Origin of the sequence: Shewanella sp. SACH (genome assembly GCF_001887095.2) — a bacterium.
GTDB lineage: Bacteria > Pseudomonadota > Gammaproteobacteria > Enterobacterales > Shewanellaceae > Shewanella > Shewanella baltica.
Map to the genome: position 1 here is coordinate 194,631 of NZ_MPDG02000005.1, position 15,225 is coordinate 209,855.

The 15,225-nt window shown below is 47.7% G+C and carries 14 protein-coding genes; 5 read left to right on the forward strand and 9 right to left on the reverse strand.

The genetic code is table 11. The features are described 5' to 3' along the window. Window positions 1–116 precede the first annotated feature (116 nt). The gene (locus tag BM607_RS17660; protein ID WP_006080025.1) at window positions 117–1,511 is read right to left on the reverse strand and encodes a PhoH family protein; all 1,395 of its coding nucleotides are present in this window, start codon (window positions 1,509–1,511) and stop codon (window positions 117–119) included. 406 nt (window positions 1,512–1,917) lie between these two features. Between BM607_RS17660 and rapA the strand changes: the two genes are divergently transcribed. Next, window positions 1,918–4,824 (forward strand): RNA polymerase-associated protein RapA, encoded by a 2,907-nt coding sequence (rapA, locus tag BM607_RS17665; RefSeq protein ID WP_071939986.1) that lies wholly within the window; start codon window positions 1,918–1,920, stop codon window positions 4,822–4,824. Window positions 4,825–5,081: 257 nt separating this feature from the next. Further along, entirely contained in the window at window positions 5,082–5,984 is a 903-nt protein-coding gene (locus BM607_RS17670) for a DUF3530 family protein (RefSeq protein ID WP_012090269.1), read from the forward strand. Between the two features lie 35 nt (window positions 5,985–6,019). Here BM607_RS17670 and BM607_RS17675 read toward each other — a convergent pair whose 3' ends face one another. Further along, window positions 6,020–6,826: a crotonase/enoyl-CoA hydratase family protein gene (locus BM607_RS17675; protein WP_071939987.1), complete on the reverse strand. Its 807-nt coding sequence runs from the start codon at window positions 6,824–6,826 to the stop codon at window positions 6,020–6,022. Window positions 6,827–7,368: 542 nt separating this feature from the next. Between BM607_RS17675 and BM607_RS17680 the strand changes: the two genes are divergently transcribed. Beyond that, window positions 7,369–8,364 (forward strand): response regulator, encoded by a 996-nt coding sequence (locus BM607_RS17680; RefSeq protein WP_006080020.1) that lies wholly within the window; start codon window positions 7,369–7,371, stop codon window positions 8,362–8,364. Window positions 8,365–8,382: 18 nt separating this feature from the next. Continuing rightward, window positions 8,383–9,369 carry a sensor domain-containing diguanylate cyclase gene (locus tag BM607_RS17685; protein ID WP_006080017.1) on the forward strand — a complete coding sequence of 329 codons (987 nt, stop codon included), beginning with the start codon at window positions 8,383–8,385 and terminating at the stop codon, window positions 9,367–9,369. Window positions 9,370–9,448: 79 nt separating this feature from the next. Here BM607_RS17685 and rraB read toward each other — a convergent pair whose 3' ends face one another. The 6 genes from rraB to BM607_RS17720 all read right to left on the reverse strand — a co-directional run bounded on the left by rraB (window position 9,449) and on the right by BM607_RS17720 (window position 14,328). Further along, a complete protein-coding gene (gene rraB, locus BM607_RS17690) occupies window positions 9,449–9,862 on the reverse strand; it encodes a ribonuclease E inhibitor RraB (protein ID WP_071939988.1) in 414 nt (137 codons plus the stop codon). A gap of 306 nt (window positions 9,863–10,168) precedes the next feature. Continuing rightward, window positions 10,169–10,912, reverse strand: a complete 744-nt coding sequence (locus BM607_RS17700) for a 1-acylglycerol-3-phosphate O-acyltransferase (protein ID WP_012090274.1) — start codon at window positions 10,910–10,912, stop codon at window positions 10,169–10,171. A gap of 161 nt (window positions 10,913–11,073) precedes the next feature. Next, entirely contained in the window at window positions 11,074–11,874 is an 801-nt protein-coding gene (locus BM607_RS17705) for a metal ABC transporter permease (protein ID WP_071939989.1), read from the reverse strand. Between the two features lie 4 nt (window positions 11,875–11,878). Further along, the gene (locus BM607_RS17710; RefSeq protein ID WP_071939990.1) at window positions 11,879–12,787 is read right to left on the reverse strand and encodes a zinc ABC transporter substrate-binding protein; all 909 of its coding nucleotides are present in this window, start codon (window positions 12,785–12,787) and stop codon (window positions 11,879–11,881) included. Further along, complete coding sequence (locus tag BM607_RS17715) at window positions 12,771–13,955, reverse strand: hypothetical protein (RefSeq protein ID WP_071939991.1); 1,185 nt, start codon at window positions 13,953–13,955, stop codon at window positions 12,771–12,773. The genes BM607_RS17710 and BM607_RS17715 overlap by 17 nt, the downstream gene beginning before the upstream one ends. Window positions 13,956–14,037: 82 nt before the next feature. Next, window positions 14,038–14,328, reverse strand: coding sequence for a hypothetical protein (locus tag BM607_RS17720; protein ID WP_006084230.1), 291 nt, complete (start codon window positions 14,326–14,328; stop codon window positions 14,038–14,040). 290 nt (window positions 14,329–14,618) lie between these two features. Between BM607_RS17720 and BM607_RS22260 the strand changes: the two genes are divergently transcribed. Continuing rightward, entirely contained in the window at window positions 14,619–14,744 is a 126-nt protein-coding gene (locus BM607_RS22260) for a hypothetical protein (RefSeq protein ID WP_086010635.1), read from the forward strand. A gap of 120 nt (window positions 14,745–14,864) precedes the next feature. On the opposite strand, the gene BM607_RS17730 is transcribed toward BM607_RS22260, so the two are convergent. Then, window positions 14,865–15,194, reverse strand: a complete 330-nt coding sequence (locus BM607_RS17730; RefSeq protein ID WP_071939992.1) for a hypothetical protein — start codon at window positions 15,192–15,194, stop codon at window positions 14,865–14,867. Window positions 15,195–15,225: the final 31 nt, after the last annotated feature.

Consider the following 15,225-nt stretch of genomic DNA (forward strand, 5'->3'; position numbering starts at 1 on the left):
TGCTGGAAAAAGGCTACTCATACCACTGATAAGTCGATTAAAAATCTACTACTCTATAAAACTAAGGCCTCAATATCTGAGGCCTTAATGATTACTCTAAAATAAACCGACACTCTTTAGAGATGCTCTTCGGCGTATTCCGCTAAGCGTGAACGCACCACGCCATTGAGATACACGTTGGCGCTGCCTTCAAAGTCTTTAAAACGTTCAACAATGTAGGTTAAACCTGAGGTTACTGCGGTTAAGTAGTTAGAGTCGATTTGCGCTAAGTTACCGCAACAAATCAGTTTTGTGCCCTCGCCCATACGGGTAATCATGGTTTTGATCTGCGAGGCGGTAAGGTTTTGACATTCATCCAGTAGCACGATGGAGTTTTGGATCGAACGCCCACGCATAAAGTTGATCGACTTAAACTGAATGTTAGCCTTCTCCATGATGTAGTTCATGCTACCCGTGGGATTAACATCATTCTTGTGTAGCACTTCGAGCGTATCAGTAATGGCGGCCAGCCACGGCATCATCTTCTCCTCTTCGGTGCCAGGTAAGAAGCCAATAGATTCGGCGATTTCTGGGGTGTTACGGGTGACGATCACTTTGTCGTAGCGATTACGTTCGACCACCAGTTCCAACGCCGCCGCCATGGCGAGTAAGGTTTTACCGCAACCGGCGGGGCCGGTTAAGATCACCAGATCGATATCAGGATCGAGCAATGCTTGCAGCGCCATGCCTTGATAGACGTTTTTAGGTTTAACGCCCCACGCTTCGAGGTTTTTCACTCGCTCACGGCCAAGATCTAAAATGTGCAGATGGGTGTCTGTGCGCTCGGTAACGCGACCGCAAAAATCAGACTCAGTGTCGATAAGGTATTGGTTGATGTAAAACTTATCATTTTCGAGATCTTTGAGCGGCACTTCATGCACAGTGTGCCTACCGTGGCGCTCGGTGGAGACCTTGTTCAAGTGCTCCCAAAAATTACCTTCGAACTGGTAAAAACCTTTGCTGAGGAAGCGAATGTCGTCGATCAACTGGTCAGTTCGATAATCTTCAACCAATTGAATGCCCGCGCCCTTAGCTTTGAGGCGCATATTGATATCTTTGGTGACTAAGACAACGGTACGGGGTTGATGCAGGTTTTGCAGATGTAGGGCGGTGTTGATGATGCGATTGTCGTTTCCATCTCCCGGCAGGGCGCCTAAGGTAAAATCAACAAGGTGGTCGGGGAAGATGGAGAGCGAACCGACCGCATCGGCATGACCCTCTCGGCTGGGCAAAGGGACACCATTGATAATCTGCTCAGGGGTAGTTTCACCACCTAGGGTATCTTCCAATGCCCTAATGGCAACTCTAGCATCCCGACTCACATCACTCTTTCGATCTTTAATCTGGTCCAACTCTTCTAGCACTGTCATCGGAATGACCACATCGTGCTCTTTAAACGAATAGATCGCCAAAGGTTCATGTAGTAACACATTGGTATCCAGTACAAACAACTTTCTGTCGTCTTGTTCCATGGCGCCTCCAGAGTGCTTCATTAAAGTTTAAACAAACTTTTGAGTCTCAATAAAAGTTACCCAACTCCTATTACTGGCAAAGCATATGGCAAAGAATGATCATAAGGTTCAAGTTGATAGAACTTTACTCGCACTTAAACCTTAAGTTGATATTGGCACCAAATTCACGAGATAACAATACAGCAACCATTGTTTACCATACAGACTCGAGGCAGTGTATAACCGCGGATGTGACATTAGCGTGACAATTTCATGTACTGGCACGACAATTTTGTCGCTTGTACAATTTGTAATCTAGCACTCTGGGAATTAGGCTCTAACGGGTGAGAGGGCGATTTAAATATCACGAGTATTGGTATAACATACGCGCCCTTTGTTAGAGTCCGCCTAGAAATGAGAATTTAAGATGCCGTTCGCCTTAGGTCAACGTTGGATAAGTGATACCGAGTCAGAGCTTGGTTTAGGAACTGTGGTTCAAGTAGAAGGCCGTATGGTCACTGTTTTATTCCCTGCCACGGGTGAGAATCGCATGTTCTCCCGAGCAGAAGCCCCTCTGACACGCGTTATATACAATCCCGGCGATTCGGTTGAAAGCCATGAAGGCTGGAGCCTTGCGGTCAGCGAGTTGACCGAGAAAGACGGGATAGTGATCTATCACGGCATTCACAGTGAGACAGGCGAGCAAGTTACCCTGCGTGAAACCCTGCTGAACCACAATATTCGTTTCAATAAACCCCAAGACCGTTTATTCGCCGGCCAAATCGATCGCCTCGACCGTTTTGGTGTGCGTTATCAGTGCCAAATGTTGCGCCACAAACTGGCCTCATCGGATTTGCTTGGTCTGCAAGGTCCACGTGTTGGGCTTATTCCGCATCAAATGTGGATTGCCCATGAAGTCGGTCGTCGCTATGCGCCGCGTGTACTGCTGGCCGACGAAGTGGGCTTAGGTAAAACCATTGAAGCGGGTCTGATTATTCACCAACAACTGCTTACTGGCCGCGCCGAACGCATCCTGATTATCGTGCCCGATACTCTGCGCCATCAGTGGTTAGTGGAAATGCTGCGCCGCTTTAACCTGCGTTTTTCGGTATTTGATGAAGATCGTTGTGTAGAAGCCTATGCCGATCACGACAATCCTTTCTATACAGAACAATTAGTGATTTGTTCACTCGAATTACTGCGTAAGAAAAAACGTCTCGATCAAGCCCTAGATGCCGATTGGGATCTGTTAGTGGTTGACGAAGCACACCACTTAGAATGGACCGAAGAAGCGCCAAGCCGCGCCTATCAAGTGGTTGAAGCATTAAGCGAAGTGATCCCAGGTGTTTTGCTATTAACCGCAACGCCGGATCAACTTGGCCATGAAAGTCACTTCGCCCGTTTGCGCCTGCTCGATCCGGATCGTTTCTACGATTACGATGCCTTCCTAGCCGAAGAAGACAGCTATAAAGACGTAGCCATTGCCGCCGAAGCGCTGGCTGGCAACGCTAAATTACCCGACGCCGCCATCAACAGCTTGACCGAATTACTGGGCGAGAAAGACATCAGCCCAAGTATTCGTTTAATCCAAGCCGACGGCATTGATGCCGAAGTACAGCAAGCTGCTCGCAGCGAATTACTGCAAGAATTACTCGACCGTCACGGTACTGGCCGCGTCTTGTACCGCAACAGTCGTGCCTCGGTAAAAGGCTTCCCTAAGCGTTTCTTTAACGCTTACCCACACGCCATGCCAGATCAATATCAAACAGCCGCACGCGTCAGCGGCATGATGGGCGGACACAAGTCATTAGAGGCGAAAGCGGCGCAAGCCCTGAGCCCTGAAAAGCTGTATCAAGAATTTGAAGATAACAGCGCCAGTTGGTGGAAGTTCGATCCCCGTGTGGATTGGTTAATTGAGTTCTTAAAATCACACCGCAGCAAAAAAGTGCTGATCATCGCCAGCCAAGCGGAAACCGCCCTGAGCTTAGAAGAAGCCCTGCGCACCCGCGAAGGGATTCAAGCGACTGTATTCCACGAAGGCATGTCGATTATCGAGCGCGATAAAGCTGGCGCTTACTTTGCTCAAGAGGAAGGCGGCGCACAGGCGTTGATCTGTTCTGAAATTGGTTCTGAAGGCCGTAACTTCCAGTTTGCCAGTCACTTAGTCCTGTTCGATCTGCCGCTAAACCCAGATCTATTGGAACAGCGCATCGGTCGTTTAGATCGTATCGGCCAGAAAAATGATATCCAAATTCACTTACCGTACCTTGAAGACACCGCCCAAGAACGTTTGATGCAGTGGTATCACCAAGGGCTGAATGCCTTCGAACTGACTTGTCCGAGTGGCCATGTGCTTTACAGTGAATTTGCCGAAGATCTGTTAAACGTGCTTGTGGTTGATGACAGCGACGAGCTGACAAACCTGCTCAATCACACCCAGAGCCGTTATAAAGAACTCAAGCACGCCATGGAGCAAGGCCGCGACAAGCTGCTGGAAATCAACTCACACGGCGGCGAGAAGGCAATGGCTATCGTCCAGCGCCTCGCCCAGAATGATGGTGATACCCATTTGATCGGTTCAGTGATCCGTCTGTGGGATATTATCGGTGTTGATCAAGAAGATAAGGGTGAAAACTCGATCATTCTGCGCCCGAGTGAGCACATGATGTTCCCAACTTACCCTGGCTTACCAGAAGATGGCGTAACAGTGACCTTTGATCGTGACACAGCGTTATCACGCGATGATATTGCGCTGATCACCCAAGAGCATCCGCTGGTGCAAACGGGGCTAGATCTGATCACAGGTTCTGAAACTGGCACCACCAGCGTCGCAATTCTAAAGAATAAAGCCCTGCCAGCAGGTACCTTATTCTTAGAACTCATCTACATGGCCGATGCCTCAGCACCTAAGTCGAGCCAGTTGTACCGTTATTTACCGCCTACACCCATTCGCGTGTTGCTGGATAAAAACGGTAACGATCTATCGGCTAAAGTGGATTACGCCAGTTTCGATAAGCAATTAAGCGCGGTGAATCGTCACATTGGCGGCAAGTTAGTCACCGCATCTCAGCCAATTCTGCATCCGTTATTTGCTAAGGGTGAAGAATATGCTCAAGTGGTTGTCGATGAAATGGTCGCCCAAGCCAGAGAGAAAATGACTCAGCAACTGAGCGCTGAGCTGAGTCGTTTAGAGTCACTTAAGGCGGTAAACCCCAATATCCGTGAGGAAGAATTGGAATACGTGCGCAATCAGATGCAAGAGTTAAACACTTATCTGGATGCCAGCCAGTTACAACTCGATGCGATCCGTATGGTGCTCGTTAGCCACGTATAGTCCCGAGCTAAACCACAGGTTTCCATCAATTAGCCCAGCCAAAGCGCTGGGCTTTTTTATGCCCTGTGGCTTTCGATTCAAAGTGGTTTTCTATAATAAGCGGCTTTTGATGTTCAGCAGCGTCTTCCCAATTAACGTGATTATCCCAAATGATGAGGCGCGACTCTTTGGCGAGGAAAGTTCACTTTTTGGTAATTGTTCAGGTTATACTCAAGCACTGATGAATTAATGAGACTACACAGGTGGTTATCAATTCTATGGCACGCATTATTTCGCTTCTCTTTTGCCTCCTACTTGGTTTCACAGCCATCTCTTCCCGCGCGGCAGACCCAGCAACAGCTACGCCAACGCCAACGCCAGCAGAAGTCAGTGCCAAAAAATTAAATAACCGCTATTTACCTGAGAATGAAGTCAAACAAATTACCATAGACAATCAGCCCTACGATTTGTTGGTGCGACCATGGGAAGGAAAAAAGAAACTCGGTGCGGCGATCATTCTGCCCGCCACTAACGGCACGGCAGATGCACCGGGATTGATGGCGTTTGTACGCCGTAATATCAATCCTGCCGGTTGGGCCAGCTTAAGTTTAACCCCGCCAACTGAACTGCCTGCGGCCAATTTTGCCACCGCCGCCACCGAAGTCACCTCGCCCGGCGCCGCGCAATTAAGCTCACCGTCCAACAAACCTAGCCCTAAAATCAAGCCCGAAGATAACAGCAAACATCTGCAAGAGCAGGAAGACTTTCTGGTCCAAAGCATGTCGCAATTAGATGCGGTCGGCGCAGACTATGCGGGCAAACGCATTTTGATCACCGCCGACCAAAGCGCAGGATTATTGATTAGCCTATTGAGCCAAAAGAAGATTGCCGATCCCGATGTGCTGATCGTCATCAATCCCTATCGCGAGGATGAAAAGCTCAACCAAGCACTCGCGGAGCAACTGGCGAAACTCACGCTGCCGATTTTAGATATCCAATCGCCAGACGGTCATCCCGCCTCATTAGAAACGGCCGCTAATCGTAAGATTTTAGCCGTGACCTTAAAAAGCCCTAACTACCGCCAAACCAGCTTAGCGCTCAATTTAGATAACGAGAGCGCATGGCAGAATTGTTTAAATGCGATTAAAGGCTTTTCCGCCCGAATGAGCGGCGCGCAGTAACAACGGCGATTTAAGCTAATTCAGACAAAATAGCATTACCAACCCGACTGACGATCTTGATAAGGTTTCTGCGGATCTTTCAGCTGACGCGTCGCCGCTATCTTGCAATTTTTGCCTAACAATAACCGAATCTGACTAATCGACTCACGGCAAAGCAGGCTACGCACTGAAGCCGTCCAACTGCGGTTAATGCTGAGTTTGATGGCCGCTGCCGCATCCGGTGAGGTTTGCATCAGTTGCTGCGCCAATTGTTGAGCCGACTCCATCGGCGTCTCGCTCACTTGCGTCACGAGTCCTAAGGCCTGCGCTTCATTGCCCTCAAGCACTTTTGCCGTCAGGCTCAGCAGCATGGCTTGATCCTTAGGCATGATTTGCCTTAACGCGACCAACCCAGCCATATCGGGCACGAGTCCCCATTTCGCTTCCATAATCGATAACTTACAGTCATGGCTGGCAATGCGCACATCTGCGCCCAAGGCGATTTGCATACCGCCGCCATAGCAACAGCCTTCAAGTACGGCAATCACAGGTACGGGCAAGTTTTGCCAACCTAATGACACCCGCTGGGCCAAGTTCGCATTCCCCGGTAAGCCCTTAAACAGTAATTTTACCGCCTGCATGGGGGCCGACATCACGCTTTTGACATCGAGCCCAGAGCTAAAATTGCCCCCCGCACCCGAGACGATCACCGCTCGCACCCCACGATTGGATTTGATCTGTTTAATCGCACGGTCGAGCTCACTAAACATTAAATAATTAATCGCATTCATTTTTTCAGGACGATTAAGCAACACATAGGCGATGCCATCATCGATTTTGACTTGTACACTTTGGCCACTCATGAAATATTCCGTTACTGGTCAGTCCAGAATAAATGTTAACACGTTTGGAATAATTCACTAAAAGATATAACATGAGCCTGTTTTTTGACTTGAGTCAAAATATTGCCAATTCAAACATGGACTGAAGGCAACTTATGTTAGGCTGTCGCCACTACGTGCGGTAATCCTAATGTATCTTTCGATGAGATAGACTTATCGAACTCGGCAATGAAGTTACCTCGCCGCCAACATCAACACTTATGTAGCACTGTACTTGCCGCTAAGGATAAAGCCACAAACAAATGGACTCAATCGTCCTTTTTTATGCGCTACATCCTTGTTATTTGCTAAAAATTAGCCAGCTCGATTTAAGATTTTGCATCATATGATTCAATAATGAGTCAAATTTTAATGTCAGCGAAAAAACGAAATTAATCAATAATATCTATAAGTTACATCTAGAAGATATAAATCAGACTTGCCCGAAGAACGCAATTCGTCAGTCGGACCTGAAAAATAAGTGTTATCTTCAATTAATGGGCAAATAAGGATCACTAGTCAGCATGTCAATATCTGTACTCATCTGTGACGATTCCGCCATGGCGCGTAAGCAAATGGCCCGCACGCTCCCAAAAGAGTGGGATGTGGAAATTACTTATGCGACCAATGGGGCCGAAGGCCTTGATGCTATCCGAGCCGGAAAAGGCGAAGTGGTGTTTCTCGATCTCAACATGCCAGTGATGGACGGTTATGAAGTACTGCAAACTGTGCAGCAGCAGGATCTCCCCGCGCTGATCATTGTGGTCTCTGGCGACATTCAAATCAAAGCTCACGAGCGAGTCAAAGCCTTAGGCGCATTAGATTTTATTCAAAAACCCGTTAGCGCCGATGCCATCAGCAACATTTTGCAAGATTACGGCATCTTAACCCTGACGCAGAAAGATATCGCCGACGAAGTCCCGATGATCAAAGTCGATATGCGTGACGCTTGCCAAGAAATTGCCAACGTCGCCATGGGCCGCGCCGCCGATCTGTTAGCTAAGTTACTCGATGTATTCGTATTACTGCCCATCCCCAATGTGAACGTGCTTGAGGTGAGTGAGTTGACCATGGCACTCAAGGCTACGGAAGAAAGCTCGACCGTATCGGCTCTTTGCCAAGGTTTTATTGGGGCGGGGATTGCGGGTGAAGCCCTGCTCTTGTTCCATGATTCCAGCTTTAAGGACATGGCCAAGCTGATGGGATTAGCCAATCCTGAAGATAAAAATACTGAGATAGAAGTCCTGATCGATACCGGAAACGTGCTGATCGGCGCCTTCCTTAACGGCATTTCTGAACAGCTCGACATGAAATTTAGTCAGGCTCACCCTGTCGTGCTAGGACGGCACTGCACGGTTAACGATCTGATCCATGATAATTCAGAGAAATGGCAGCGAACTTTGGCTATGGAGATCAACTATCGGATTGAAGATCATAATATTCAATGCGATTTGTTACTGCTCTTCACCGAGGATTCTATCCCCACACTTAGCTATAAACTCGGCTATTTACTCGATTAACCAGTTGGATTTTATCCTATGTCAAATGACCAAAGCGCAATGAACGAACTACACTGGCTCATCGATATGGTGCAAACCATAGAGGTGGGATTAGTGGTATTAGATCGCCATTACAATATCCAGCTGTGGAACGGTTTTATGGAGAATCACAGCGGTGTTTCCCCTAATTCGATCAAAGGTCAAAACCTGTTTACCCGCTTCCCCGATCTGCCCGCCACTTGGTTAAAGCAGAAAATGGAATCGGTTTTTATGCTTAAAAACCGTGCTTTTATCAGCTGGGAACAAAGGCCGTACGTTTTCCAATTTAAAAACTACCGCCCGATCACGGGCCGTGCTGACTACATGTACCAAAACGTGACCTTGTTGCCACTGGCATCGCTCACAGGACAAGTGACCCATATCAGCGTGATTATTTATGATGTGACTGATATCGCCATCAACAAGTTACAACTTAAAGCCGCGAACGAGCAACTCGAGCGCCTAAGCCAAACCGATGGCCTGACTCAGCTGCATAACCGTCGCCATTGGCAAGAATGTTTAGACCATGAGTACGATATATATGCCCGCTACTCAGGCATGGCAAGTTTAGTGATGATAGATATCGATAACTTTAAACATATCAACGACAGCTATGGTCATGTTGCGGGTGATAAAGTGATCCAGCATATCGCCCACTTACTCAGCCAATCCCTGCGTGAGACCGATTGCGCCGGACGTTATGGCGGCGAAGAATTTGCAGTCGTATTACCCAAAACCAGCGGCGCCGATGCCATGTATTTCACCGAGCGACTCAGGGAAAAAATCGCCGCATCCGTCATTCTGTATGAAAGCCTGAAGATCTCTGTGACTGTGAGTTTAGGTGTGTGCGAAATTGGTTCCCACATCACCAGCAGCTCAAGCTGGATTTCTTGCTCCGATAAAGCGCTGTACGAAGCCAAGCAAAAAGGCCGTAATTGCAGCGTTTTGCATACCAGTACCAGTGTGAACAAAACGACCCAAGACTAACATATTCACCCAATAAAAATGCCCATCATAGATGGGCATTTTTATTTAAAACGGTACAGATTAGATATTCACGTACGAATTAATGAGGGAAACCATCATCTTCTTCGTCGTCTTCATCTTCTTCGTCGTCATCCATTTCATCACCGACGAAATAGGTGCCCCAACCGTCATATTCCACTTTCTGTTTTACTGCTAATTGCAGCAGTTGTTCTGCGGCTTTATCCAGTAATTCAACTTCTAGTTTGTGGTGCGCGACAGCATCGAAACAGAAAATAATTGAACCATCTTCCAGTTCCATTTCTTCAGCGTCGTTTACCTCAAAACCTAATTTAAAGGCATCTACTGCGGCTTTTTCGAGACGATCGAAATTGGTCGATGAAAAGTGATGCTCAATAATATATTCCGCATCAGGCTCTGAGCCATCGTCAAGCAGGGCTTGCACTATGTCACGATTCTCTGCAAGTTGGGCTTTTAACTGACTTTCAATAGACATGGATTTGTCTCCGTTAAGGTAAATCTGGCTCAAATTGGCATTATACCCAAACAACCTGAAGATGCAGGATTCAGCGGGAATTTAACGCACTTTAGGCAAGGCGGTTATTTGCAGACCTAGTGGGCTAAGTTAAAAATAACCAACTCAGCATAAAGTGCGTTAAAACCCGCCGGGACGGAGCGCCTAGGGCACTCCATTTCCGTGTTGCATCAATTCAAAAGGTGACCGACATTCTTTCATTGATGCACCTTGAATTGAAGCACCCTAGGCGCTCTGAAACTCGTATCTTCAGGTAGCTTGGGTATATTATACGTCATCACTCGCGAGAGTTTTACCCATAAGTGCTGCCGCCTCTTGATTTATCTCAGCAAATCTCGCCGACATGCTGGCATGGATTTGCGCAGAAAAGTTTTTCACATCGGCTTTATCTAAACCAGCTGTCGGCACAGGTGCCATCATATCGATAATGACTACACCGTTATTCCAGCGATTGAGCTTAATGTGGCTTTGGCACGAGGCCAATACCGGCACAACAGGCACTCCCGCCGCAATCGCAGTATGGAAAGCGCCCGCTTTAAAAGGTAACAAACCGCGCCCACGAGAACGTGTGCCTTCAGGGAAAATCCACACAGACAAATTCTTCTGTTTAATTTTTTCCACGGTTTTCGCCATAGTATCAAAGGCACTATGACGGTTTTTGCGGTCGATCAGAATATTCCCTGACAACCAATAAATTTGACCGAATAATGGCATCCACGCCAAACTCTTCTTGCCCAAACTCACAGTCCCTTTAGGTACCGCTGTCGTGTGAGTGAAAAGATCGAAGTTATTCTGATGATTTGCGAGGAAAATATAGGGGCCATCCTGCACATCTTTATGTCGACGTACAATCACTTTGATCCCAAGGATCGGAGCGACCGATGAGAAGATCTTGGCGAACATATGTACATTGTCGCGGTGCCGAGGTCTTAATAAACACACTAAGCCACCAAAAATAAAGGCAAGCAACAATGACACCGCCAACAGCATTGATCTGACGATTAAAAGCACGATTTACTCCGACTATAAAAGTGGCGACAGTATATCCACCATGGCTTTGGGACTCAATATATTGTTTACATCTGTAAGCTGACTTGCTAACAAGCAAGCAAAAAAGCCCATCGATATACTGAAAATCCAGTGTATAGATGGGCTTTTATATCAATATTTATCTAAGCGTGGTGCTTTGGCAGGATTTCAGATCCCGTTGCCTGAGGCGCAGCTTTAGCTAACACAAAACGGATCACTAAGGCGCTCACGGCCAAAGTCGCGACAATCGCCGCACCGCTGGGCAGATCTAACGTCGCCGACAGGACTAATCCTAGAACATAGCCCAACAAACCGACGAGGTAAGCGTAAAATAACCGACCTTTACCGCGGTACTTGTTCAGTGCTAAAGCGGGCAATATCAAGGTACTGAACACCAGATAAACGCCAACTAATTCAACCGACAAGGTAATGACCAGCGCAAATAGCAGATAAAACCCTGCACCATCCAACATCTGGGGACGCAGGAATATCGCCAATAACACCAGTGAATACACCACTGCCGGCAAAATCAGTTGTGACCAACTCACCCACAGGATCTGACCTGACATCAATTGCTTTAACAGCTCGGCGCCGTGTGGGTCGTTCGCCAGCAGCAACATAGCCGCTACCGCAGACAACACATAAAAGCAGCCAATCATTGCCTCCAACTCACCCGCCATCCGCTTAGATAACCAAGCGATAAACCCTGCGCCCGCGAGGGCAAACAGTGCTGGCATCCACACATTAGCAAACGGCATGTCTTCTAATCTGTGGTCCATGTGAGCGACAATCGCGCCTAAGGCGGCAACTTGCGCTATCGCTAAATCGATAAAGATGATGCCACGCTTAAGTACTTGTCTTCCAAGTACAATATGCGTCGACAACACTAAGATCCCCGCTGCCAATGCAGGCAACAGAATCGACATCAGTTCAAGATCAAACATAGGTTTATTTCACTCCATTTAAGAGGGAAATCACGCTGTCATAAAGGCTAAATAAATCTTGGCTCTTATCGTTGCCACCCACAGACATAGGCAACATCACCACGGGCAAGTTCGCTTTTTCACCCAGCCATTTTGCACCGCGCTCGTCCTGATAAGAGGCCACGACCACCGCCAGAATATCCCCTTGTTCGGCGCGCGTCAGCAGACTCGCTAAGTGGCCGCTAGTCGGAGCTAAACCCGGTTTAGGCTCTAAATCTGCCACTTGCTCGATACCAATCCAGTTGAATAAGTATCTGAAGCTTGAGTGGTAAGCGATCACTTTTTTACCTTGTAATCTCTTAGCTTGCTCTTCCCAACGCGGGACTGCGGCTTGCCAGCGAGTGGTAAAATCTGCCAGTGACTTTTGATAATCGGCCGCGCCAGCAGGATCTAACTGAGTCAGCTTAGCACTCAGTGCCGTGGCGACTTTTAACAGCCGCGTCGGGTCAAAATGGATATGTGGATTGCCTTGGGCATGCACATCACCCATGCTGCGATCGACACTGGCCAGCTTATCTAAGGTCTCGATTTGATCGGCGGCGAAAAATAAGCCTTGATCGGTCGAGCGCACATTCGCGTTTGCCGACTTCATCTGCAGCATAGGCAACCAACCGACTTCAAGATCGGCACCAGCGCAGACCACAAGATCCGCCTGACGCATTTTGGCGATCAAACTCGGACGCGCCTGCACTTGGTGCGGGTCCTGCAATGCCGTTGTTGCCGAATAGATGCTCGCCGTAGGAGCCAGCTCCTTCGCTAATGCTGCATATTCAGGTTCACAGGCAAACACGTTCAGTTCGGCGTGGGCAAAACCGGTATAAGTGACAGATAAGGCCACTGCGGCCAATTTAGCTAAATTAGAATTGATGCGCACCGTGAGCCCCCAGAGACATAATGTATTGAATAGTGAAGATGTTATCGTCTTCAATTCCGTCGAAGTTAGTACCCTTTTGATTGGTATACTGGAAACGAACCGTCGAGAAGTGGCTAGAGTGCCAAGCCAAACTCACCTCAGATTCTTTCAACTTCTGCCCATGGAAATGATCGCCATGGAGCTCTTGGGTATCCGCTTCACCATAACGCACACCCGCTGACCAGCTCGGCGTAAATTGGTACACACTGCTCAGATACCAACCTTGGTGGTAATCTTGGCTTGGCGCATCCTCAGGATACAGATCGATAGGGGTAAAGTCGCTCACCCGATAATACTCGCCGCTCACAGTAAGATTCTGATATTTGTAGTTACCGTTAGGCGCCCACTTATAAACAAAATCAGCACCATAGGTATTTTTACCTGTGTAAGATGCGGCGTGGCTATGGCCTGCGTGCTCATCACCATGGTCATGCTCATCTTCATGTTCGCCTTCTTCATGGGCGGTCACTTGGCCATTCTCGTTACGCAGGTAACTTAAACCCGCCTGCCAAGAGCTGTTATCGCCGATGTCGCCACCGATTTTTGAGTACAAGGTATAAACGCCGACCTTCTTAAACTCACGCTCACCATGCTCATCGGCGGCACGTAAACTGTCGCCCTTAAAGGCTTCAACGCCCATAGTCCAATACAAGTCAGTCGGTGCTACGTAGTTGAAACGTATACCATCATCAAAATAATGGCCGCCTAAAAATGCACGGTAAACCACAGGACGGTCGGTGAAAGAATCTGTGTGTAAATGTTGGTTATTGAGGTAACCAATGTCCGATAGGAAACGACCGCCGCGGATAGAAAAGCCCGCAGGCATCGCCATGGTTTGAATGAAGGCTTCTTCAAGATTCAGCTCAGTGTCACCGTCATGCATCTCAACCACAGCTGTGACTTTACCGTAAAACATATCATCGATATTGGCGCTCAGGGCCAGCTCGGTCTCACCTAAACCAAAGCCATCCGGGCTCTCGGCTAATGGACGCTCACCCGTTTGATAGTAACCATTTAATACGGCACTGATCGCTGGGTTCGTGAGGCTCGAATCTTCAGCCAATAGGCTAGGCGAAACAAACGCACACGCCAAAGCCACCAAAGAAATTCGGGTATTTAAAACAGTCATGATATCTCCAAAATACAACTAGCACTCGACGACTAATATAAAGTCATCAAGAAATACAATAAGTTAAAATGTTTGAGTTGATTTAGAGCGTGGCAGGTGGCGCACGACTGCGATAAACACTGACGTGTTCAGAAATGGAGGGGGGTAAAACAAATTCGACCACATCGAAATGCTGCACGCCTAAATTGAACGTCAGCGGTTGGGTCAATAGAATCTTGTTAAGCTGGTGCTGATGGAAGCACAGGGTACAGTGGGTCTTAGCCCCATCGTCAAGATGGGTCACACTATGGGCTGAGGCGGCAAAAGACAGCAATATCAAGATGGCCGAAAGCCATATCGAAATCGTGCGTCTAATGTGACGTTTAAGTCTCACTCAGTCGTCCCCATAGTTAAAAAGTTGCATAAGTCTATGTCAGGGCCATAGCAAGTTGCAATAAGGTAATTACTTTGCAAAAGGTTACAAGATATTTGAGCAGGGTAATCTTAGCAGCAACTTGCCTCGTACATAACGGCGAAACCTTACGGGAGTGCTGGTAAAAGAGTACATTTAAGATTAGCTTAAGTGAGTGTAACTATAGTGTATTTAGTTTTTATGTCAGCGAGCACAACGGCGAAATTGAGCTCGATATGGCGTCCGTTTTTAACCACCAAAAGGCAACTCTCATGCTAGCATTTTTTCGTGAAAACTTAGGGCTTATCTTAGGGATAGTGATTTTCAGCGTGGTGATATTTGGTGGAATTTATTACGTTGAGCATTCCTTAGCGGCCCAAGAACAAGTCGTTCAGTAAACCTGGAGTCACACTCTGTGGCGGTAATTCGCCTGGGTAAACTCCTTTTTCGCTATACCTTGAGCGCCCACTATAGGCGCTCGAATCATTTCTGCCTCAGCAGATTGTCTTATTGCTTTGTTATCGGTACTTCTGTCTTTGGTCACTATCATCGACGGGTTCCGGCGCTTCAATGGTGATCACTTGGTCCATAAAGTGACTCACGAACAACAACATCAGCGAAAAAATCATCACAGGGATCGCAAAGTGCCGCACTGAGGCATCGAAATAACTGTATCCCGCTGTAAACACACTCAAATAAAAGCCTAATAACTTAAGCTTAGCCAATGTTGGGCTACGGCCTAACCAAGCGGTGCAGTAGGGACAACGCACTTGGGCGTCGAAGCCTTTGCCTCTTTGTTGGGTGATGTCACTGACCTTGATGTACTGATTACAATGGGAACACAACATGAAAACACGATTCCTAAATAGCGATGCGCAA